At 66.4% G+C, this 21,599-nt stretch carries 18 protein-coding genes; 6 read left to right on the forward strand and 12 right to left on the reverse strand.

Features of this window, described 5'->3' with window-relative positions; genetic code table 11:
* Positions 1-46: 46 nt before the first annotated feature.
* The 11 genes from Q7X29_RS14510 to Q7X29_RS14560 form a co-directional block, all read right to left on the reverse strand.
* The gene (locus Q7X29_RS14510) at positions 47-1,234 is read right to left on the reverse strand and encodes a mandelate racemase/muconate lactonizing enzyme family protein (protein WP_316575356.1); all 1,188 of its coding nucleotides are present in this window, start codon (positions 1,232-1,234) and stop codon (positions 47-49) included.
* Positions 1,235-1,301: 67 nt separating this feature from the next.
* On the reverse strand, positions 1,302-3,875 hold the full coding sequence (locus Q7X29_RS14515; RefSeq protein WP_316574372.1) for a hypothetical protein: 2,574 nt from the start codon (positions 3,873-3,875) through the stop codon (positions 1,302-1,304).
* Between the two features lie 50 nt (positions 3,876-3,925).
* Positions 3,926-4,732 (reverse strand): NAD(P)-dependent oxidoreductase, encoded by an 807-nt coding sequence (locus Q7X29_RS14520; protein ID WP_316574373.1) that lies wholly within the window; start codon positions 4,730-4,732, stop codon positions 3,926-3,928.
* Positions 4,729-5,553, reverse strand: a complete 825-nt coding sequence (locus tag Q7X29_RS14525) for an NAD(P)-dependent oxidoreductase (RefSeq protein WP_316574374.1) — start codon at positions 5,551-5,553, stop codon at positions 4,729-4,731. Before Q7X29_RS14525 ends, Q7X29_RS14520 begins: the two co-directional genes overlap by 4 nt.
* The gene (locus Q7X29_RS14530) at positions 5,553-6,077 is read right to left on the reverse strand and encodes a DoxX family protein (protein ID WP_316574375.1); all 525 of its coding nucleotides are present in this window, start codon (positions 6,075-6,077) and stop codon (positions 5,553-5,555) included. The genes Q7X29_RS14525 and Q7X29_RS14530 overlap by 1 nt, the downstream gene beginning before the upstream one ends.
* Before the next feature lie 4 nt (positions 6,078-6,081).
* Positions 6,082-7,041, reverse strand: a complete 960-nt coding sequence (locus tag Q7X29_RS14535) for an alpha/beta fold hydrolase (RefSeq protein WP_316574376.1) — start codon at positions 7,039-7,041, stop codon at positions 6,082-6,084.
* A complete protein-coding gene (locus Q7X29_RS14540) occupies positions 7,038-8,669 on the reverse strand; it encodes a thiolase C-terminal domain-containing protein (RefSeq protein ID WP_316575357.1) in 1,632 nt (543 codons plus the stop codon). Before Q7X29_RS14540 ends, Q7X29_RS14535 begins: the two co-directional genes overlap by 4 nt.
* Positions 8,670-8,783: 114 nt before the next feature.
* Positions 8,784-10,148 carry a cytochrome P450 gene (locus tag Q7X29_RS14545; protein WP_316574377.1) on the reverse strand — a complete coding sequence of 455 codons (1,365 nt, stop codon included), beginning with the start codon at positions 10,146-10,148 and terminating at the stop codon, positions 8,784-8,786.
* Positions 10,149-10,170: 22 nt separating this feature from the next.
* Positions 10,171-10,362 carry a ferredoxin gene (locus Q7X29_RS14550; protein WP_316574378.1) on the reverse strand — a complete coding sequence of 64 codons (192 nt, stop codon included), beginning with the start codon at positions 10,360-10,362 and terminating at the stop codon, positions 10,171-10,173.
* 38 nt (positions 10,363-10,400) lie between these two features.
* Positions 10,401-11,264: a mycofactocin-coupled SDR family oxidoreductase gene (locus Q7X29_RS14555; protein WP_316575358.1), complete on the reverse strand. Its 864-nt coding sequence runs from the start codon at positions 11,262-11,264 to the stop codon at positions 10,401-10,403.
* 52 nt (positions 11,265-11,316) lie between these two features.
* Positions 11,317-12,021 carry an SDR family NAD(P)-dependent oxidoreductase gene (locus Q7X29_RS14560; RefSeq protein ID WP_316574379.1) on the reverse strand — a complete coding sequence of 235 codons (705 nt, stop codon included), beginning with the start codon at positions 12,019-12,021 and terminating at the stop codon, positions 11,317-11,319.
* 303 nt (positions 12,022-12,324) lie between these two features.
* On the opposite strand from Q7X29_RS14560, the gene Q7X29_RS14565 reads away from it, so the two are divergent.
* The 4 genes from Q7X29_RS14565 to Q7X29_RS14580 are packed head-to-tail and all read left to right on the forward strand — an operon-like array spanning position 12,325 to position 17,378.
* On the forward strand, positions 12,325-13,824 hold the full coding sequence (locus Q7X29_RS14565) for an aldehyde dehydrogenase family protein (RefSeq protein WP_316574380.1): 1,500 nt from the start codon (positions 12,325-12,327) through the stop codon (positions 13,822-13,824).
* Positions 13,821-15,026 carry a CaiB/BaiF CoA transferase family protein gene (locus Q7X29_RS14570; protein WP_316574381.1) on the forward strand — a complete coding sequence of 402 codons (1,206 nt, stop codon included), beginning with the start codon at positions 13,821-13,823 and terminating at the stop codon, positions 15,024-15,026. The genes Q7X29_RS14565 and Q7X29_RS14570 overlap by 4 nt, the downstream gene beginning before the upstream one ends.
* 16 nt (positions 15,027-15,042) lie before the next feature.
* Positions 15,043-16,221: an OB-fold domain-containing protein gene (locus tag Q7X29_RS14575; RefSeq protein ID WP_316574382.1), complete on the forward strand. Its 1,179-nt coding sequence runs from the start codon at positions 15,043-15,045 to the stop codon at positions 16,219-16,221.
* Entirely contained in the window at positions 16,218-17,378 is a 1,161-nt protein-coding gene (locus Q7X29_RS14580) for a thiolase C-terminal domain-containing protein (protein ID WP_316574383.1), read from the forward strand. Before Q7X29_RS14575 ends, Q7X29_RS14580 begins: the two co-directional genes overlap by 4 nt.
* Before the next feature lie 99 nt (positions 17,379-17,477).
* On the opposite strand, the gene Q7X29_RS14585 is transcribed toward Q7X29_RS14580, so the two are convergent.
* Positions 17,478-19,688, reverse strand: a complete 2,211-nt coding sequence (locus Q7X29_RS14585) for a malate synthase G (protein WP_316574384.1) — start codon at positions 19,686-19,688, stop codon at positions 17,478-17,480.
* 212 nt (positions 19,689-19,900) lie between these two features.
* Here Q7X29_RS14585 and Q7X29_RS14590 point away from each other — a divergent pair, with 212 nt between their 5' ends.
* Positions 19,901-20,389, forward strand: coding sequence for a gluconokinase (locus Q7X29_RS14590; protein ID WP_316575359.1), 489 nt, complete (start codon positions 19,901-19,903; stop codon positions 20,387-20,389).
* Positions 20,386-21,588: a nickel pincer cofactor biosynthesis protein LarC gene (gene larC / locus Q7X29_RS14595; RefSeq protein WP_316574385.1), complete on the forward strand. Its 1,203-nt coding sequence runs from the start codon at positions 20,386-20,388 to the stop codon at positions 21,586-21,588. The genes Q7X29_RS14590 and larC overlap by 4 nt, the downstream gene beginning before the upstream one ends.
* Positions 21,589-21,599 lie beyond the last annotated feature (11 nt).

The raw sequence follows: 21,599 nt of genomic DNA on the forward strand, positions 1-21,599 counted from the left end.
TTCTCTTTCACAAGATTCTACGAGGATCAGGTTCGTGCCAGCGGCGTTACGCCGTCAGTCGTGATACCCGGCGTTCGGCCGTGGTGACGAAATCGGGGTCGAGACTCACACCCCAGCCCGGCCCGGTCGGTGCGGCGACCCTGCCGTCGACGACTGTTGGTAGTGGGTGATAAATGTTCCGCGACCATGGAGTTTCTTCGATGCTCCACTCCTGAGCCTGGCTGCAGGCGGGCATCGCGACCGCCAGATGGAGTGTGAATACCTGGAGCAGCGAGTCGTTGGCACAGTGCGGTGTGCACGGAATGCCGGCTGCCTCCGCGAGCACGGCAACCTTGCGGGCACGGGAAATACCGCCGAGGTAGCCGATGTCGGGCTGGACGATATCGACTACCCGCCCAGCGATCATGCGATTGAATTGGGACAGCGAGTTGTCCTGTTCGCCACCGGATACCGCGATATCGAGAGCGGCTGTCACCTGCGCCGTCTGCTCGAGCTGCGCGTAGGGACAGGGTTCCTCGAAATGGTGATAGGCGTAGTCCTCCAGCATCCTGCCGACGCGGATGGCCCGTGCGGCGGTGAAGCCGCCGTTGGCATCGGCCGAGATGGCGATGTTCTCGCCGAGCTTGTCTCTGACGCGGGCGATGATGCGCTCGGTTCGCCGCACTGCGACGTCGCGGTCACGCCCCATGGCCGAACCGACGCGGATCTTCACGGCCTCGAATCCGTCGGTCTCGATGTGTTCGAGGAGTCGAGCAGCCTCCTCGTCGGGACCGATGTCGCGCCGCATACTCGAGGCGTACACCGGGATCGAGTCCCTGACGTGACCTCCCAGCAGTTTGCTCACCGGCTGACCGGTGGCGCGCCCCAGGATGTCCCACACAGCTGTATCGAGGCCCGCCAGCGCTCGATACAGGAAGGTGCTGGGAAACTTGTAGTAGGTCTGGAGGCAGTTCTCGACCAGGGTTTCGACGTCCCAGGGATCGCGACCGAGAAAGAAGCGCGCGACCATGCTGTGCAGGACCTGCGACGTCATCTCGGCTGCGTAGGGCGCGGTCTGGCCGATACCCTCCACGCCGTCGTCGGTACGAACCCGGACAACTGCGACCGGCTCGCGGACCAGTGTCTCGATGGAAACGATCTTCACAGGGAGCCTCGCAGGGTTCGGATCGGAGGTTGTGCAGGGCCACGGCCGGGCATCGAGTCCGCCGGTCGCAGGTGCATGCCAGCGAAACAGTTGGGTGGCGTCGCGAGCAAACGGTTGCGATCAGTTGCCTCACCGGCGCCCCACCGGCGGCGGCAGCTCACTGTCGGGCCGGTCGTTCGGCGCCGATCACGAAATACGGCTGATTCGCGAGGGTCTCGTCGAAGCCGGGCACGATCCAGGCCGCTCGGCTTTCGGTATCCCGGGCGAGCAGGAAGAACTGGATATCGTAGGGGCTCGCGGTGTAGTCAGCCGGTAGCTGGGCCGTGTAGTGGTCACCGGCGGACGACCGCAGGGGGATCACCGAATACCGGTCGGACTGATCGAGGTGACGCGCGTGAAGGGTCAGTTCGATATTCGCCGGAGCTTCCGCCTGGATGGTGAGTGGGCGCCCCGGGGTGAAATCCTGTGGGGGAGTGCATCGTATCTCGGCAGTCGGCGAGTGTGGAGCACGCTGCGGCAGGTGCACTGGCACAGCGCTTTCCGTCGCATTCGCACTCGCCACTTCGCGCGTGAGCTCGGCGAGGTCGGCGTCGACCTGCTGCAACCGGTCGGACCAATGTCCGTGTTCGGTCGGGCGCTTACCGAACCCCAGATCCGAGACATAGACGTTGCTGGTAATCGCGATCAAGTCCGCCAAAGCCTCCCGCCCTCGGCGGTATCGGTCGATGCCGTCGAGGAGGTACTGTGGGTCATCGGTGAGCTGGAACAGCGCGTATCCCACACCGGCGCTGAACTTCCCGGCGAAGAACCGGCCGAGCAGAGCTTGCGCCCGGACATCCACTTCGATCCGCCGGAACGCGGGTGCGTCGCGATCTGGCGTCGTATCGCGCGCGGCCGCGAGCGCGGCGTCGGCACGGTCGGCGAGCCGGAGTAGCCAGGAAGCGACCTGTTCGGGCGTATACCGCCCGCTGGGCCGACCGTCCAGCAGTCCCCGCGCGTAGTCGTCGGCGGACTCGAACAGCGCGGGGTCGAGCGGGCTCATGGTGCCCCAGGTGCGCGGGGGAACGAGATCCCACGCGTATGCCTTGGCCATCGCCCCGTGCGCGATGGGATGATCGGTGAAAACTTCTGGCCAGAAGAAATTGTTGGACGCACTGGCTGATCCCGTGATGGTTACCAACGGCAGAATTTTCCCGGCGGCACCGAGAGCCTGCTCGACGTACTCGGCCGCGGTATCGAAATGCGCTCGGAGGAACCGCAGCCAGGATTCACGGTCGGCATCCGGATCGAATAGCAGCCGCCCCCACAGCCGATACGTGTAGGCGTATTTCTCCCAATCGCCGAGACCGAGGGTGAGTCGCGGATCGGCGTAGAGATCCCGGGCGTCACCAGTGTTCCCGCTGTCCTTACGACCGCGGAAGGTCAGTGGTTCGCACAGTTCCACCCCGACCGCGCCGCCGATCGTGCTCATTCGCCCGTAGCCTGCGAAGAGCTCCGGGTCCGCCCACAACAGAAAACGTTGAGTGCCGGGCCAGATCCGGAAGAGCAGATCGAATTCGCGGTCGGCGCGCAGGAAGTCGGCGTACCCGTAGCGCGTGAATCTGCGCGCGTTCTGAGTGACTCCACGCAATTCGTCGCCGGCGTCCGCGCGCGCGGACTCGTGTGGTCGAATCGCGGCCTGGTGGTAGGGCAGACCCTGGTGCTCGGCCCAGTACTTCGCCGAGACGATGACGCGGCCGCCGGTTTCCGTAGCTGTCTCGACCAATTCCTGGTCGACGCCTTTGGCGTGCATATCGATCTCGAGTTCGCGGTCGATACCGCGCAGGCCACCCATCACCGTGCGCCAGAAGTCGGCCCGCCCCGCCTCGGGTATTCCGCCCTCGTAGTGGACGCGGAAGGTCAGGCCCGCGATGGCGGGGCATTCCCGCAGCAGCACACCGAGTGCGGCGGAGCTGTATTCGGCGGCGTCGCACTCGGCCAATCCGGTGATGCGGTAGCGCAGGTTCGGGCTGTCCTCGAGTTCCGGGCGCACGGCATGATTCCAGAGCCCGAGCTGGAAATGGATGCCGCGGCGCGCGGCTTCCTCGCTGGCGAATCTCAGCGCCGCAAGATTGGCCGAGCGTTGGGTGGCGGAAAGACCGGCGACAGCGACGTTGTCCCACTGCGGGACGTCCACGAGAAAGGGGTAGGCGAAACACAGGTAGTTGTCGCGCACATCGGTATCGTGCGAGAAGTTGTACTGCATGCCGAACGCGAGGTGCAGCCGGTTGATCCGCTGGGTGGCCAATTCGTCGAGGTAGGCGGTCCAGAAATCGCGGTCGAGTAGCCACGGGAGATCGAGGACATCGCTGGAGAAGGAGCGCAGCACACCCCGAATCGGCACCGCGGGAGACCGCGGCTCGGCGCGGGCGGAGCGGATCGTGTCGATCGGATCGCCGCCGTACCGGACCCGGTCGGCGAGCTCGGACAATCCATAGGCCACGCCGCGTGCGTCGGCACCCCGGACCACCACCTCATCAATGCTCCTTCCCGCCTCGATCAAGAAGGTCTCAGCACTGCCGAGGGTGTCGTCGACCCGCAGACGAACTACGGTGATCTCCGACGAGATCGCGTCGACGGTGCCGGTATCGGTCCGTACACCGCGCCGGCGCAGTTCCTGCGTCAGTTTCGAGATCGCCCATGGCACGGGAGTTCCGAAATACTCAGGGAGAGCGATGAATACAGTCGACATGGGGGAAAGCATCGGTTCCGCTCTTGCTGTGTTCGAGTTCGTCCTCCCGATCATCGTGGGCGATCGGCGAGTAGCGGCGTGAGGTTGCCGAGGTCGGCATCGAGTTCGGCCAGCACCTCGCGAACCACCGCGACATCCTTGGTGAGGAAATCGTCGACCGCGGTGACGAATTCGGTGACGGATCCGCGGGCTGCCGCGCCGGTGAGAGCTCGGCTGGTCGCGCTCCCGTGCGGCAGCGCGCGCAACAGGGTGGATTCCTCGATGCCCAATTGGTTTGCGAGGCGCATGGTCTCGGCGAGAACGCCGATCTGGGCCGCGAAAGCGGCGTTGTTGAGCAACTTCACTCGTTGGCCGTTACCGAGTGGGCCGACGGGCAGAATCGGGTCGGCGTAGCTGGCCAGTACCGGGCTAACACGATCCACCGCAGCATCGGCGCCGCCGACGAAGAGAGTGAGTCGCCCGTCGGCGATATCGTGCGGTCCGCCGCTGACCGCGGCGTCGACGACCTCGACACCGCGTGCGGCCGCGTGTTCGGCGACGGCTTCGACCGTCCGAGGGCTGCCGGTGGTATGGACGACGAGGGTGGCACCCGGTGACATGGCCGGAATCAGGTACGTACCGAGGCACACCCGGCGGACCTGCTCGTCGGTGAGGACACACACGATCACGACATCCGCGCCGACACCGGTCTCGGCGATGCTCGGCAACGGGTATGCGCCGGATTCGGCCAGTGCGCGGCGTTTGTCACCGGTTCGTCCGAGTGCGTGGACTCGGTGGCCGGCGGCGACCAACCGCCGAACCATGGGGCCACCCATGCGTCCGGCGCCGATGAAGCCGATATTGCTCGGATCGTTCATCGCTCGAGCAGCCGGTCCATGGTGGCCAAGGTGGTCACGGCGGCGTCGAACACCACGCCGTCGCCCGCGTCTACCTGGTTCGCGAGATCGGCCGCGAGGTGGACGTCCTTGCGCAAGAGGCCACCGGCGTGCGTGGCGATACTCTGTAGCGTCCCGCCCGCGGCGACCATCCGGCCGAGGGCGAAACTGGCGGCGCTGCCGTTGTTGAGCAACTCGGCGAGGCGGACCGGATCCAACCCCAGGTCTCGACCGAGGGACAGGGCGCTGTCGGCGGTGGCGAGGTTCGCGGTGAACAGCAGATTGTTGAGAATCTTGGCGACCTGACCCGAACCGACCGGGCCGAGGTGGAAAACCTGCGCGGCATAGGTATCGAATACCGGTCGGCAGCTTTGCAGGGTCGGCGCCGCGCCGCCCGCGAGCACCGTCAGGTGCCCTGCGGCGGCGGCCGGTCCACCACCGGTGACAGGCGCATCCACGAGCAAAATACCCTGACGGGCAACATCATCGGCTAGTTCTCGGCAGGTGCGGGGATGCACGGTGCTGTGTACGGCGACGATACCGCCCGGCCGCAGGCCTGCCAGTACGCCCTCGGGCCCGGTGAGTACCTCGCGCACATCGGCATCGGAGACCACACACAGGCAGACCAGGTCACTGGCCGCGGCGAGTTCGGCGGGCGAATCGGCGAATACCGCGCCGGTGTCGGCGAATTCCCGCAGCGCTTCGGGACGGCGTGCCCACAGGGTCGTGGGGAAACCGGCGGCCGCGATCCGACGCGCCATCGGGCCGCCCTGGATACCGAGTCCGATGAAACCGACGCGCATCAGTGCGCCTCCACTTGTTCGCACTCCTGGCGGTCGGCTTCGCGCCGCAGGCACACAGCGAGCAGCCCTCCGGTGCAGACCACGGCGACGACGAGAGCCGTTGCGCCACCGGCCCATCCGGTGACTGTGATACCGGCCGCATGGTCGACGGAGAACGCACCCGGCCCGAGCATCGCCGCAGCGAGCGAGACCACCGCGAGGACGAGCGCGTACTCGTATCCGTCCCGGAAGACGAAGAATCCGTTCGGTCGGTGCGCGAGCAGCGCGGCGACCAGCATGACCGAGACGACCGCTGCGCACGCCAGCGGTGTGAACAGGCCGAGGACCAGCGCGAGACCGGCCCCGATCTCGGTGACCACGCTGACCCACGCCTGGACGGTGGGGAAACGCAGACCCAATCCCGCGAACCAGCGGGCTGTCCCCGGGATCTTGCCGCCCCCGATCCAGTGGTTCACCCCGTGCGCGATCATGGTGCCACCAAGGACAACGCGTATCAGCAGCAGTGCGACGTCAGTAGCCTGCATTGCCTCACCTCCTGTGCCGAGCCGGCGCGGGGCCGTTCGATTGTTGTGTCAGAGAACGGCCCTGCGCGTGGGCGAGGACGCATTCTTCGGCGAAGGCGAGAACGCGCAGATGGTAGGCCGCCGCGGAGTATCCGATGCTCAGGCCGTGACCGCCGGCGGGCAGCTGTTCGGCGATCACGCGTGGCGCCGCGGTGAACAGTGCGGCGATCTGGGCCAGTGATTCGGTGTCGTTGCGCCACACGTTCTCGTATTCGCCCGCACTGAAGTGCACCGGAACACGCACGCGGGCGGCGAGCTCGGGGAAGTCGCGGTCCGGCCACCGCCGTAGCACCGTTCCCTCGTACCGTGGGGTCCTGGCCGCGATCGGGGTGCCGCCCAGCATCTCCGGCGGATAGAGCCACGACGGCTGCCACAGGAGTTCGCGCACAGCGTCGGCGTCGGCGCGTTCTTGCGTGCCGAGCACCGCCGCGGCGGTCGCATGGTGTTCGCGCCCGGTGCCCGCCAGTTCGAGGCCGAGCAGGTTGGCGCCGTGTTGGCCTGCCGCGAATCGGACGGCGTGTGGGCAGCCCGCCGAGTGCGCCATGAGGAACACCCCCGCCCCACGTTCTCGCCCGTCCAGGTGTGCGTCGAGCGCACCCTGGATCAGGTCGATGACCCGGTCGGGCTCGGTCAGTTCGCTCGCACGGTCATGTGACGCGCCGTAACCGGGCCGATCCAGTGCCAGGACGGTGAAACCCAGCCGCGGCGCGAGGCGCAGCAGTGACAGCCGGGGATGGCCCGGACAGTCGAAGTACGCCGACGTGGTCGCGCCGCCGTGGAGCGCGAGGATGACGGCGCGTGGTTTCGGCGCTTCGGCGAGGCGCGCCGAGATCGCAAAGCCGTCCACCTCGGCGACGAGTTCGCTGACCCGTGGTCGGCCTGCGGGCGAGTTCGCCATGGCGAAGTCGAGTTCGGTGATGGTCATCTCTCGGTCCTCAGCAGTAGCGCGCCACTCGGGGTGAGCCCGCCGCTGGTGGCGACGGCGACGCGGGCATCGGGGATCTGGCGAGCCCCGGCCTCGCCCCGCAACTGGACGATGGCCTCGTGGAGTAGACCCATGCCGTGGGTGCGTCCGTGCGAAAGTTGTCCGCCATGAGTGTTGAGGGGTAGCAGGCCGTCGCGGGCGATGTTCGTGCCGCCATCGAGGAAGTCCTTGGCCTCGCCGATCTCGCAGAAGCCCAAACCCTCCAGCCAGGACAGACAATTGAAGGTGAAACCGTCGTAGAGCTGTGCCACGTCGACGTCGCTCGGGCGCAACGAAGTGCGTGACCAGAGGTGGGCGGATTGGCCGAGCACCTGCGGTTCGTGGGTGAGGGTGCTCTGATCCCACTCGATGCGCTCGAGGATCTGGGTGCCCACCGCCTCGACCCGGATGGGTGGTTTGGCGAGATCGTGGGCGGTATCGAGGGCGGAGACGATCACGGCTACCGCGCCGTCGCACGGGACGTCGCAGTCGTAGAGGCCGAACGGGGTGGTGATCGGCCGCGCGGACAGATAGTCGTCCATGGTCAGTGGCTCGCGGTAGATGGCGGTCGGGGTGAGCGCGGCATTGGCCCGCTGGTTCAGCGCGATCCAGCCGAGGGTCTCGCGGGTGGTGCCGTAGCGGTGGAAGTGTCGCTGCGCGTTCTGCGCCAGCGTGTGCGCCGCCGACACCGCCCCGAACGGCGTCATCCAGCTCGCGGTACGGCCGCCGGGCGGGGTGATGCGGCCTTGTTTGAGCATTTCGTTGTAGGTGGACTCCCACACGGTGCGAAAGCACAGCACGTGGCGAGCCAAGCCGCTCGCGACGGCGAGCATCGCGGCGATGACCGATCCGCCGGGACCGAAGGTCTCGATTCCGCCGTTGTGCCACGTGGGTCGCAGGCCCATGGCCGCTTCGACCGCGGTGACGCCGCCGCCTTCGCCGAATCCACCGACATTGCCGGCACCCGGGTAGCTGGACAGGCCGTCGATATCGGCGGCGGTGAGGCCGGCGTCGGCGATGGCGCGTTCACAGGCCTGAATCGTCAGTGACAGTGGTGACTTCATCAATCGGCGGCCCAGATCCGACACGCCGGTCCCGGTGAGCGCGACCCGGTCTTCGAACTTGTCCCGCGTGGCCATCGGCCGCACGTGCCGGTGATAGTCGGCGGGCTCGATCTCGTCGGTGTGCAGCGGCGCGGGTTCGGGCTGTTCGGCGGTGGGCCGGAACAGCGGCAGCCAGACGTCGTCGAATTGTTCGAAGACGACCTCGACGCGCATACCGAGCGTCAGTTCGCCGGGGTCGCACTCGATGATGTTGGTGGTCAATCGGATTCGCTGATCCTCGACCAGCGCGACCTGCCCCACCACATACGGCGCGGGCAGGCCCGGCAACCCGAATCGGTGGTTGACGGTGAATCCGATGAGAATGGCGACGCCGGACACGACCCGCGTCCCCAGCTGTTGGCCGTGGCAATAGCGGCACACCGGCTGCGGTGGGTGGATCAGTGCCGCGCAGGCTGTGCACTCCTGCACACGCAGCAGCCCTTCGGCGCCCGATGCCCAGAAGAACTCATTGTCCGGGGTGATCATCGGTAGGGGACGGCCCGGTACTTCGGCCACATCGCCTCCTCGTTCGACACGGAACCGCGCGCGGACGCTCGTCGCGAACGGCCGGGCGCAGTAACTACTGTGGGCTCGACTACGTCAGTCGTCGATTCGTGCCTGTTCCTTGTTGACCGTCACCGATTCGGCGAGCTGCTGCTCGTCACAGATCCGTTGGAGCTTGTCGAGCGTCTCGTCGAGTCCGGCCCCGAGCCGCGGCCCCGGCGTGAAGGTCGCCGGAAGATGGCGCATGCCCTGGATGACGCCGATGGAGTCGTAATGCACCGTGCCCTCGGGATCGCACTGGTAGTCCGGCATGCGGTCGAGCACGGCGACCAGCATGCGCTTGAACACCATGCGTGCCATGTTCGAGCCGATGCAGCGGTGGATGCCGAGTCCGAAGCTGAAGTGCCGGTTGCCTTTACGGTCCAGCACGACGGTATCGGGATCGGCGAAGACCTGCGGATCCCGATTGGCCATCGCCCACGACAGCCACAATCGGTCGCCCTCTGCGAACTGGGCGCCCACGGTTTCGTTGTCCTCGGAGATCGTTCGGCCGTCGCCCGGCGCGGGGGTGAAGAAGCGCAGGAATTCTTCGGTGGCTGGGTTCAGCAGCAGATCCCGATCCTCGCTGAGGGTTCGGCGCTCACCGGGATTCTGAGCCAGCCATTCGAGCGAGTGCGCGGTGAGCGCGGTGGTGGTGTCGAAACCGCCGCCGATGAGTAGGCTGAGAATGCCGAGTAGTTCGAGGTCGCCGACCTTTTCGCCGTCGTACTCGAGATCGGCTACGGCGTTGATCAAGCCCGGCCTTGGATTCTGGCGGATTTCCGCGAGGTTTGTCAGCAGGTCCAGGCCCATCGCTCGGTGCAGTTCCCCGACCCGCGCGATGTCCGGGGAATCCGGCGGCGTGTACACGGCGGCGTGCACGGGCTCGTTGTAGACCTCCCATTTCGCGATCGGGATGCCGAGCATCGCCAGCGTCAGCACCGCCGGGACGATATTGGCCAGCTCGTCGACGAAATCGATGCGCCCGCTTTCGATCTTCTCGTCGAGACAGGCGCGCACCACCTCGTCGACGAACGGGATCCATCGGTTCACCGCGGCGGGGGACAGGTAGGGATTGAGGACGCCGCGGAAGAACCGGTGCTCGGGTTCGTCCATCTCGAGGATGCCGCCGCGGATGCCCGTCGCGCGTTGGGCGGTGGGGATGTTGATGCCCTTGTACCCCTTACGGGTACCGCTGACATCGTGGTCGTTGGAGACGTGTGGGCAGCGGGAGAGAGCGAAGACCTCGTTGGCCCCCGCGGCGACCCAGTGCCCGCCGTGGGTGTCGGACCACGCGATCGGGCACTTCTCGTGCATCTCGTGCGTGATCGAGTCGAACTGTTCGCGGTATTGCGGTGCGTGACGGTCGAAATGAAAATTGGGTTGCTTGCGCTCGTCCGTCTCGACGTTGTCGGCGCTCATGATTCCTCTGTCGTTCGGGCGGTCAGCGGATGGTGATAGCACGTTCCGGGCAGGAGTGCGCCGCTTCGCGGACCTGCTCCTGATGCTCGGCGGGCACGTCCTCGTCGACCGGGGCGGAGTGGCCGTCGATGTCGCTCAATTCGAACGACTGCGGTGCGATCATTGCGCAGAGCGTGTGACCCTGGCAGCGTTGTGAATCAACCTGGACCTTCACTGTCGATATCTTCCTGTCGCGGTGGTGTTTTCGGTGATTCAGACCTTGAAGTCGTACCACTTGAGGTAGCCGCCGCCGTCGATCCGCAGCTGCGCGCCGGTGATGTAGCGGGACTCGTCGGAAGCGAGGAAGAGCACGGCATTGCTGATATCGAGCGGCTCGACGAACGGGATCGGCATCGCCTGCTGAACGAAGAACGCCGGCTCGGCGTCGGCGCGGGTCGGGCTTTCCAGATCCGGCCGGAACGAGCGATACATCGGGTCGCTCTGCAGCATGTCGGTATCGCAGTTGGTGGGGTGTACGACATTGGCACGGATATTGCGGGGCGCGATATGGGTCGCGAGGAAGTGGATGTATTGCGAGAGCGCACGTTTGGCGAAGACATAGGCGACGCCGCCGAGGTCCTTGCCGGGCGTGACATCGACCTTCTCCAGGTTCATCAGGGCGGCCGTGGAGCCGGTGGCGATGATGGAAGCGCCCTCGCTCAGATGCGGGAGCGCGGCCTGGACCGTATTGATCACGCCGACCAGGTTGGTATCGACGACATCACTCCACGCCTGGATCGGCGGCTCGCCCTTCATACCGGCGATGCCAGCGTTGGCGACCACGATATCGAGGCGGCCGAGCTCCGCGATGCCGTGCTCGAGCGCGGCCTGCAACCCGGCGTTGTCGCGCACGTCGGCCTGTGCGGTGATGATGCGTCGACCGGTCTTCTCGACGAGTCGCGCGGTTTCGTCGAGATCCGCGGCCCTGGACATCGGATAGCCGATCGAGGTGATGTCCTCGCACAGATCGACGGCGATGATGTCGGCGCCCTCTTCGGCCAGGCGTATCGCGTGACTGCGGCCCTGGCCGCGCGCGGCACCGGTGATGAAGGCGACTTTGCCTTGCACGCGTCCCATAACGTTGTCCTGCTCTCTCTGCTGTGTTGCTGTGCTCGTCCGCGGTGCGGAACTAGGTGTTGCGTCCACCGTTGACCCCGATGATCTGGCCGGTGACGTACCCGGCTTCCTCGGAGATGAGGAATGCGCACATGGCCGCGATGTCATCGGGGCGGCCTACTCGCCGCACGGGGGTGCGTTGGATGTGTTCCTCGACCGTTCCGCCGAGCCGCCGGTTGGTCTCGGCGGAACGCAGCATCGGTGTGTCGATGAACCCCGGTGGCACGGCGTTGACGGTGATGCCGTTCGGTCCGAGTTCCAGGGCAAGGGCTTTGGTCAGACCGTTGACCGCGGATTTGGCTGCGACGTAGTGCGCCATGAACGGCTGACCGGAATGCGCGCTGGACGAGGAGATATTGACGATGCGGCCCCACCCGGCGTCGAGCATCCCCGGCAGCACTGCCTGGACGCAGTGGTAGATGCCGTGGAGGTTGACGTCGATGACCTTGCGCCACTCGTCGAAGTCGATATTGATGAATCTCTTGAAGCCGTCGAGTCCGGCGGCGTTCACCAGAATGGTTGCCGGGCCCATCGTTTCGCGAATCCCGGCCAGCGCCGCCGCGATCTGGACAGGATCGGTGACATCGGCGGCGTAGGAGTCCTCAGCGTCGCCGGGGCGCAGGTCGAGGGCGGCGACGCGATACCCATCGGCCCGTAGCCGGTCTACAACAGCTTTGCCGATACCGGATCCGCCACCGGTCACTACAGCGGTCTTCACGTCCACGTCTCCTCGGCGCTGTGGGTGGTGTGGTGCGTTGGCTCAACCGGGCTGTGGCTGATCACTCGCGACTCACTCACAAGAATCTCCCTTCCTGCTTGTGAGAACCGTACTCTCACGCGGGAGCTACGGCAAGGCTTTCGCGGCTACCGCAGGCGGAGATCCATTTTCACGCGGAGATGTGGTGAATTTCGGGTCCATTGCGGGGTTCTACCGAGGCGGATTCCTGATACAGTCACCCGTTGACGACCATATGATTCTCGTTGGGGGAGAATCATATTTTCATCTCGACGAGGAGACACGATGCAATCTCAGGGCCACGCGCCAGTGGATGTCGACACCGAGCGTCCCGGCACCACGCCGCCGGACAGGCGGTTGCTGATCGACGGGCAGTTGGTCGCCACCTCGGGGAGTTTCCCTTCGGTGAATCCGGCGACCACCGCTGTCATCGGTCACGCACCGGACGCGACCGTCGCCGATGCCGAAGCCGCCGTCGCCGCCGCCCGCCGCGCTTTCGACGACAGCGACTGGTCGACGAATGTGGACTTGCGCGTCCGATGCCTGGAGCAGCTGCACCGAGCGCTCGACGAGCACCGTGAAGAGCTGCGCGAGCTGACCATCGCCGAGGTGGGTGCCACCAGGACGCTCACCTTCGGCAATCAGCTCGACATCCCGATCGGCATCGTGGCGTACTACGCCGATCTGCTGAAGAACTATTCGATGACCGAGGAACTGCCGGAGATCGAATCACGCGGCCAGCGGCACCGTCGCTGGATCGACAAGGAGCCGGCAGGCGTCGTCGCCGCCATCGTCGCCTACAACTACCCTCATCAGCTCGCGCTGGCCAAGCTCGCTCCGGCACTCGCCGCCGGCTGCACCGTCGTACTCAAAGGCGCGCCGGACACGCCGCTGGTCACCCAGGCGCTCGGTGAACTGATCGCCGAACATACCGACATCCCCGCCGGTGTCGTGAACGTGCTGTCCTCGTCCGAGGTGGCGGTCGGCGAGGTGCTGAGCACTCATCCCGACGTGGACGTCATCACTTTCACCGGTTCGACGATGGTCGGGCGCCGCATCATGGCCGCCGCCAGTGACAGCCTCAAGCGAGTGTTCCTGGAACTCGGCGGCAAGTCCGCGATGATCCTGCTCGACGACTCCGACTTCACCACCGCGGCCATGTTCGCCGCCTTCAGCATCTGCACCCATGCGGGCCAGGGGTGCGCGCTGACTTCGCGGCTGCTGGTGCCCCGCGCCCACCACGACGAGATCGTCGCGCAGGTGGCCGCCAATATGGCCAGGGTGAGCATCGGTGACCCCGGTGACCCCAAAACCTATATGGGACCGCTCATCAGCGAACGCCAGCGCGAGAAGGTCGACGGCATGGTGCAGCGCGCTGTCGCGGCAGGGGCAACGCTGGTCACCGGCGGCGAGCGGGTCGATCCCGGCTTCTTCTATCGGCCGACCCTGCTCGCGAACGTCGCACCGGACAGCGAGATCGCGCAGGAAGAGGTCTTCGGCCCGGTGCTCGCGGTGATCCCCTTCGATGATGACGACGACGCGGTGCGCATTGCCAACAATTCGATCTATGGTCTTTCCGGCGGCGTGTTCAGCGCGAGCGAGGAGCGCGCGCTCGCGGTGGCGCGGCGCATTCGCACCGGAACCATGAGCATCAACGGCGGCAACTACTTCGCTGCCGACGCACCGTTCGGCGGGTACAAGCAATCCGGTATCGGCCGTGAATCCGGTGTGGCCGGACTCGAGGAGTTCTTGGAGCGCAAGACCTACGCCGCGGTGATCTCGTGAAGCCGCTCGAGGGAATCCGGATCCTCGAGGTCGCCATGTACGGATTCGTGCCCTCGGCGGGCGCGGTTCTGAGCGACTGGGGCGCGGACGTGGTCAAGGTGGAGCACGCCGTGACCGGGGATCCGCAGCGCGGTCTTCGGCAGACCGGCACCTTCAAGGTCGAGGGCGACCCGAATCCCAATGTGGAGCACGCCAATCGGGGCAAGCGCAGCATCGGGCTGGATATGTCCACCCCCGAGGGGCGGGAAGTGCTCTACGACCTCGTTCGGCGAGCCGATGTCTTTCTGACCAGCTTTCTGCCGTCGGCGCGCGCGAAATTCGGCATCGACGTCGACGACATCCGCGCGGTCAATCCCTCGATCGTCTACGCCCGCGGCAGCGCGCTCGGCCCCCGTGGTCAGGAGGCAGAGAAGGGCGGATACGACATGACCGCGTTCTGGGCGCGTGCCGGGATCGCCGCCACGCTCACCCCGGCGGGGGTGGAGGGGATGATCAGCCCGCCGGGGCCTGCCTTCGGTGACACGATCTCGGGAACCAATCTGGCGGGCGGGATCGCGGCGGCGCTACTGAAACGTGAACGGACGGGCGAATCCTCGGTCGTCGACGTCTCACTGCTCGGCAGCGGACTGTGGTCCATGGGGCACACCGTGGCACTGTCACTGCATCTGGACAAGCCGATGCTCGCGGGTCCGGCCGGGGCGCACGGTTCGCCGACCAATCCGCTGTCGGGGCTGTACGCCACCGCCGACGGCCGCTACCTGGCCTTCGTCATGTTGCAGCCGGGCAAGTTCTGGGCCGATGTATGTCGCCATATCGACCGACCGGAGCTGGCAGAGGACCCCCGATTCGCCACCGGTGAACTGATCGCCGCCAATACCCCCGCAGCCGTGGAGATCCTGAAGCAGGTCATGGCTACGCGGACGCTGGCCGAGTGGACACAGCGATTCGCCACCCTCGCAGGACCCTGGGCCCCGGTGCAGGATTCGCGACAAGCGGGCGACGACCCGCAGATCCGCGCCAACGAGTACGTGGTGCGCGCGGGCCAGCTGGAACTGGTGGCCAATCCGGTGCAATTCGATGTCGCCGCACCGCAATTGCGGGCGGCACCCGAGTTCGCTGCGCAGACCGAGGAAATCCTGTTGGAGCTAGGACTGGACTGGGATCGCATCATCGCGCTCAAGTCCGCAGGCGCGATCACCTAGATCGGAAGGAGTGGAGATGCCATATATCGCTTCGATCGGCACGTATCTGCCGTGCTGGGGTAGTGCCGAGCGGCGGGTGATCGGCAGTGACGAGGACGCGATCACCCTCGCTGTCGAAGCCGGGCGCGCGGCCCTGAGCACTGGCGTCTCCGTGGAGTACGTGATCCTGGTCAGCCGGGATCTGCCGTTGCTCGAGGGTGGCAATGCCGCGGTGCTGCTCGCCGGACTCGGGCTCGATCCCGAAGTCGAGGTGGTCGAGCGGCTCGGCGGTGCCCCGGCGGCGCTGGACGCACTGAGTTCGGCGCGGCCGCGGGCATTGATCATCGGGGTGGACATCGCGCCTGCCGGTGCGGCCGCTGTGGTCACGGCGGTGAGCGGACTGCAGGTCCGCACAGCGGCCCGGGTGACGCGCAGTTTGCCGGTGCGTACTCGCAGCGCCACCGGCGAGGTGCACGACTACGGTGATCCCCGGCTGCTGCGCGAACGCGGTGTGCTCGCATCGCTGGCGGCCGCCTGGGTGGACAACCCGGTCGCGGTCGCCGGTGTCGACGACGAGCGAGTGGCCGAGCTCTGCGCGGGTACTCCACCACGCTTGCCGACACTGGGCGCCAGTTCCGGGCTGTTCGCGCTCGGCGCTCTCGCGGAAGCGGGCAGGACCGGGCGGATCATCGGCATGGAGCAGGCGAGCCTGTCCGGGGTCACCGTGGCCGATGGCTCCGCCGCCGTGGTCCGGTGTGAACTCCCTCCGCACGCTCCGGCGGATCACACGCTGCCGACGGACGGCGAAATCCCGATCTCCCTGGCCGCCTACGAGCGGGCGTTCGAAGCCAAGGTGCGCTGGGAGGCCGGAAGATTCCCCGGAACTCTGGAGCTGGACTTCCCGCCGCGCTACCGCGTGGCCGAGGACGGGACGCTGAGCACGGCCTATGAACTCGTGCCACTCCCGCGCACCGGAACCGTCTACACCGAGACCACCGTGCATCTTCCGGTGCCGGGGCTGGAGACACCGTACTCGCTGGTCATCGTGCAACTCGACGACGTCGGGGTACGGGCGTTGGCGCGGGTGACCGGGGCCGACCCCGGCGCGGTGCGCATCGGCGCGCGCGGCCGAATGGTGCTGCGCCGGATAGCTGTCCGCTCCGGGGTGCCGGACTACGGCTACGCATTCGAACCTGAGATGGAGGACGCGGTATGAGAAGGGTTGCCATCGTCGGGGCCGGAATGACCCCGTTCGCGGAACATTTCGCCCTCGGCATCAAGGATCTACTGCCGATGGCGTACGCCGACTGCGCGGGCAGCGTCGACAAGGGTCTGCCGAAGGCGGACCTGCAGGCCGCGTGGTTCGGGGAGCTGGGTACGACCGACGGATTTCCCTCCGGCATCCTCGCCGATGCGCTCGGACTGACCGACATCCCTGTGACCCGTGTCGAAAATGCCTGTGCGGCAGGCCATGATGCCATTCGCAACGCGATGTACGCGATCGCCTCCGGTGCGATCGACGTGGCGCTGGTGGTGGGTGCGGACAAGTTACGAGAATCCGCGTCCAAGGGCATGGTGTGGGAGTGGGAGGCGATGACCCGGGATATGGCCTGGGACTATCCGCTCGGACTGGTCGCGCCCGCGGGCTTTGCGCTCCACGTCGCCCGATACCTGCACGAATCCCCGGCCACTCGCGAGCACATGGCCATGGTGGCCGTGAAGAATCACCGGCACGGCATGACCAATCCCAAAGCGCGACTGCGTTTTCCGATTACCCTCGAGCAGGCACTGGAGGCGCCGACGGTGGTGACGCCCTTCGGTCTTTACGACTGTGCCCCGCAGAGCGACGGCGCGGCAGCCGTCGTGCTGGCCGCCGAGGAGGTGGTGGACCGCTACACCGATCGCCCCGTCTGGATTCGAGGCGTCGGCCTCGGGCTGGATTCGGTGATGCATCAGCACAAACGAGACATGACCACGTTTCCGGCCACTACTCGCGCGGCGGCGCAGGCGTTCGGCATGGCGGGTCTGACTCCCGGCGACGTGGATGTGGCCGAGGTGTACGACTTCTTCACCGGTGTCGAGTTGATCAGCTACGAGGACCTCGGTTTCGCCGAACGGTTCCAGGCGCACAAACTCGTCGAAGCCGAGATCACCAGTGTCGGTGGAGCGTTACCGGTGAATCCGAGTGGTGGCTTGAAATCCAAGGGCCATCCGCCAGGGGCGACCGGCGTCGCGCAGTGCGTGGAATTGTTCGAGCAGTTGCGCGGCAACGCCGTCAACCAAGTGGACGGCGCGCGGATAGGTCTGGCGCACGTCGTCGGCGGCCCGACCGCGGTCGCGGCGGTGACGCTGCTGGAAGGCCCGGCGCGATAACTCGCGGACCCGGTGGTGCCGGGGCGCCGGCCGCCGTCCGTCAGGTAAGCATTCCCGGTCCGATTGGATCGGGAACGCTTACATACCAACGTATTTCCGCTAGGCGCGGAGTTCGGCGCCGCACCCCTTCGCCTGTCGGCGGCGGCGGTACAGGATCGGTTCGGTGTAGCCGTTGGGCTGATCGGCGCCATCGATCACGAGTTCCCTGGCGGCCTGGAAGGCGATGCTGGACGCGAAGTCCGGGGCCATCGGGCGGTAGCCGGGATCGCCGGCATTCTGGCTGTCGACGACCGCGGCCATGCGTTCGAGCGAGGCGATGACCTCATCGTGGGAGACGACGCCGTGGTGCAGCCAGTTGGCCATCGACTGGGAGGAGATGCGCAGGGTGGCACGGTCTTCCATGAGACCGACGTCGTTGATGTCAGGGACTTTGGAACAGCCGATGCCCTGATCGATCCAGCGCACGACATAGCCGAGGATGCTCTGGGAGTTGTTGTCGAGTTGGTGTCGCTTTTCCTCGGCGGTCCAGTCGGTGTTCGGGGCCAGCGGAATCTCGAGGATGTCGTCGAGGGTGGCGCGTGGGCCGCCGTCGGCGATTTCGGCCTGCCGCATGCCCACGTCCACCAGGTGGTAGTGAGTGGCGTGCAGGGTGGCCGCGGTCGGAGACGGCACCCACGCGGTCGCGGCACCGGCCTTCGGATGAACTGACTTCTGCTCGAGCATGGCGGCCATCAGATCAGGCATGGGCCACATGCCCTTGCCGATCTGGGCCTTGCCGGGCAGACCTGCGGCCAGGCCGTGGTCGACATTCCAATCCTCATAGGAGAGAAACCACCGCAGGCCTTTCATCTGTGCTTTGTCGACCATCGGGCCGGCCTCCATGGAGGTGTGGATCTCGTCGCCGGTGCGATCCAGAAAGCCGGTGTTGACGAAGACCACGCGATCAGCGGCGGCACGCAGGCACGCCTTCAGGTTCACTGTGGTGCGACGTTCCTCGTCCATCAGCCCGATCTTCAGCGTATTGCGGGGGAGCTCGAGGACATCCTCGATGCGGCCGAAAAGTTCATTCGTGAAGGCCACCTCGTCGGGACCGTGCATTTTCGGCTTCACGATATAGACGGAGCCGGTGCGGGAGTTGCGCACCGGCGACGGCCCGCCACTCGACGGCGTATCGGCGCGCAGCGAATGTTTGGCGATGAGGGCGGTGACGAGTCCGTCCATAATGCCCTCGGGGATCTCGTTGCCGTTGGAGTCGAGGATGGCGTCGGAAGTCATCAAATGGCCGACATTGCGCACGAACAACAGTGAACGACCGTGTAGCACCAGGTCGCTGTTGTCGAGCGCGGTGTAGACGCGGTCGGGGTTCATGGTGCGAGTGAAGGTAGTGCCGCCCTTGGTCACCGTTTCGGCCAGATCGCCTTTCATCAGGCCCAACCAGTTGCGATAGCAGAGGGTCTTGTCCTCGGCGTCCACGGCCGCGACCGAATCCTCGAAGTCCACGATGGTGGTGACGGCGGACTCCAGGATCAGGTCCTTGACGCCCGCGGTGTCGGTGGAGCCGACCGGGGACTCCGGATCGATCTGGATCTCGATGTGTAGACCGTTGTGCTGGAGCAGGATCGACGTCGGGTCGCCGGGGTCGCCCCGGTAGCCGACGAGGGCCGAGGTATCGACCGGGCCGGTGCGGGTGCCGTCGCCGAGACCGACCTCGAGCGCGCCGTCCACGATCTTGTAGCTGGTCGTGCCGACGTGCGATCCGGTGATCAGCGGTACGGCGTTGTCGAGGAACCCCCGGGTCCACTCGATCACCCGGTCGCCGCGGACCTTGTTGTAGATTCGGCCTTTCTCCGCGCCACCGGTCTCGGCGATGGCATCGGTGCCGTACAGCGCGTCGTAGAGCGAACCCCAGCGCGCGTTCGCGGCATTGATGGCGAAGCGGGCGTTCATGACCGGCACCACGAGCTGTGGGCCCGCCTGCGCGGCGATCTCGGTGTCCACGTTCTGCGTACCGATCGTGAAATCCGCCGGTTCGGGGCGCAGATAGCCGATCTCGGTCAGGAACTGCTTGTAGGCAGCTTTGTCGTAGCCCGGTCCGCGGTGGGCGCGGTGCCACTGGTCGATTCTGTCCCCGATATCGGCGCGTTCCGCGAGCAGAGCCCTGTTGCGGGGAGCGAGGCTGTCGATAACGGCCTCGGCGCCCGACCAGAACACAGCGGGGTTCACACCGGTTCCGGGAATGGCCTCGTTCTCGACGAAATCATGGAGAATACGTGCGACGTGGAGGCCGCCGACCTGAATTCGCTCTGTCATCCGCTGCCTCATTTCTCTTCGGCTACCGCCGATTCGGCATTCTGGCCGCGACGCGGACACTGCGGCAATCGTTTGTCATGAGTTGCCGCGGGCACCTGGAAGGCAGTGGCCGATTATGAGACTCTGATCCGGCACCTTTGTCCCGACAGTTTGCTCGTGGTCTGCGGTGCGGACAGCGACCGGCAAGGAAGAACGTGACAGTAATCGTCGTGATGGGCGTGGCAGGTTCGGGTAAAACCACCGTCGGCACTCTCTTGGCCGAACGCCTGGGATGGGAGTACGCAGAAGCGGATTCCTTTCATTCGCCGGCGAATATCGACAAGATGGCCTCGGGTATCCCACTCGGCGACGCGGACCGAGCGCCATGGCTGCGGGCCATCGCGGGCTGGATCGGTGAGCACGCCGACGGCGCAGTGGTGTCGTCGTCCGCGCTCAAGCGGCGCTACCGAGACATTCTGCGGACCGGCGGGCCGGTCTGGTATCTGCACCTGCACGGGTCGCGTGAACTCATCGCCGCCAGGATGTCGACGCGCTCCGGCCATTTCATGCCGACCTCGCTATTGGACTCTCAATTCGCCGACCTGGAGCCGCTGTCCGGCGAAGAAGCAGGCTTGGTGGCCGATGTGGCCGACCCGGTGGAACGGATTGTCGAGGTCGCGGTGCGTGCCTTCGCGAGTTCGAACCAGGGGAGCGAAGGATGAGAGTGGCCTGGATCGATGCCTCGGCCGGTGTGGCTGGGGACATGCTGCTCGGCGCCCTGGTGGATGCCGGGGCGCCGCTCGAGGTGCTACAGGCCGCCGTCGATGCCGTTGTCCCCGGCGCGGTGGAGTTGGTCCGCACCGAGGTGATGCGATGCGGGATGCGGGCATGCAAGATGGACCCGGCTGTCCGCACCGATGATCTGCCGCACCGGCACTGGTCCGACATTCGGAGCATGCTGGCGGACGCGGCGCTGCCCGACGCTGTCCGGACCCGTGCCCTGCGGGTGTTCGGCCGGCTGGCGGAGGCGGAGGCAGGCGTTCACGGCGTCGACGTCGACGAGGTGCACTTCCACGAGGTCGGCGCACTGGATTCGATCGCCGACGTGGTGGGAGCGTGTGCGGCACTGCATCATCTTGCTGTCGACCGGGTCGTGGCGAGCCCTATTGCCCTCGGCTCGGGGACGGTCGAGGGGGCGCACGGCACCATTCCCGTTCCCGTTCCCGCCGTGCTGTCCATGACCGGTGGCTGGCAGGTACTCGCAGGCGGTATCGGCGAACGGGCGACGCCGACCGGGGTGGCGTGGGTGACCGCGTTGGCCGATGAGTGTTCGGCACTGCCGCAGATGCGCCTCGACTGTGTGGGAATCGGTGCCGGTACCAAGGATTTCCGTGATCGAGCCAACGTTGTTCGGGTGGTGATCGGTACGAGCGAAGAGCTGGTGTCGAGCGCTGAGGATGTGGTCGTGGAGGCCAATGTCGATGATCTCGACCCCCGGGTGTGGCCACATGTTCTGCGCAGTCTGCTCGATTCCGGGGCCGACGACGCCTGGCTGACTCCGATCCTCATGAAGAAGGGCCGCCCCGCGCACACCGTGCACGCGCTTGCCCACGCGCGCTACGCGGATTCGGTGTCGTCGGTTCTGCTGGCCGAGACCAGCACCATCGGCCTGCGCCGGATCGCGGTGCACAAGACAGCGCTGCCACGCACCTGGATCGAGGTCGCGGTGGGCAGTGGCCGGGTTCGGATCAAAGTCGCGCTCCAGAACGACCGAATCGCCCAAGCCACCCCGGAATTCGAGGATGTCGCCGAGCTGGCCCGGTCGACCGGACGCCCACTGCGTGCCGTACTGAGCGAGGCCGCGGCCGCGGCCGTCGCCCACGGTTTGGTGGTGGGTGCACCGCTGCGGGCTCCGAGCTGAGCACAGCACGG

The sequence above is a fragment of the Nocardia canadensis genome (assembly GCF_032656385.1).
GTDB lineage: Bacteria > Actinomycetota > Actinomycetes > Mycobacteriales > Mycobacteriaceae > Nocardia > Nocardia canadensis.

What these genes read in the sequence shown, in the direction of transcription:
- Q7X29_RS14525 (WP_316574374.1), bottom strand. Translation starts at nt 5,553, where the DNA reads ATGCGCGTCGGTTTCATCGGACTCGGTATCCAGGGCGGCCCGATGGCG.
- Q7X29_RS14590 (WP_316575359.1), top strand. Translation starts at nt 19,901, where the DNA reads ATGGGCGTGGCAGGTTCGGGTAAAACCACCGTCGGCACTCTCTTGGCC.
- Q7X29_RS14580 (WP_316574383.1), top strand. Translation starts at nt 16,218, where the DNA reads ATGAGAAGGGTTGCCATCGTCGGGGCCGGAATGACCCCGTTCGCGGAA.
- Q7X29_RS14520 (WP_316574373.1), bottom strand. Translation starts at nt 4,732, where the DNA reads ATGAACGATCCGAGCAATATCGGCTTCATCGGCGCCGGACGCATGGGT.
- Q7X29_RS14575 (WP_316574382.1), top strand. Translation starts at nt 15,043, where the DNA reads ATGCCATATATCGCTTCGATCGGCACGTATCTGCCGTGCTGGGGTAGT.
- Q7X29_RS14585 (WP_316574384.1), bottom strand. Translation starts at nt 19,688, where the DNA reads ATGACAGAGCGAATTCAGGTCGGCGGCCTCCACGTCGCACGTATTCTC.
- Q7X29_RS14515 (WP_316574372.1), bottom strand. Translation starts at nt 3,875, where the DNA reads ATGTCGACTGTATTCATCGCTCTCCCTGAGTATTTCGGAACTCCCGTG.
- larC (WP_316574385.1), top strand. Translation starts at nt 20,386, where the DNA reads ATGAGAGTGGCCTGGATCGATGCCTCGGCCGGTGTGGCTGGGGACATG.
- Q7X29_RS14535 (WP_316574376.1), bottom strand. Translation starts at nt 7,041, where the DNA reads ATGACCATCACCGAACTCGACTTCGCCATGGCGAACTCGCCCGCAGGC.
- Q7X29_RS14540 (WP_316575357.1), bottom strand. Translation starts at nt 8,669, where the DNA reads ATGATCACCCCGGACAATGAGTTCTTCTGGGCATCGGGCGCCGAAGGG.
- Q7X29_RS14545 (WP_316574377.1), bottom strand. Translation starts at nt 10,148, where the DNA reads ATGAGCGCCGACAACGTCGAGACGGACGAGCGCAAGCAACCCAATTTT.
- Q7X29_RS14530 (WP_316574375.1), bottom strand. Translation starts at nt 6,077, where the DNA reads ATGCAGGCTACTGACGTCGCACTGCTGCTGATACGCGTTGTCCTTGGT.
- Q7X29_RS14555 (WP_316575358.1), bottom strand. Translation starts at nt 11,264, where the DNA reads ATGGGACGCGTGCAAGGCAAAGTCGCCTTCATCACCGGTGCCGCGCGC.
- Q7X29_RS14565 (WP_316574380.1), top strand. Translation starts at nt 12,325, where the DNA reads ATGCAATCTCAGGGCCACGCGCCAGTGGATGTCGACACCGAGCGTCCC.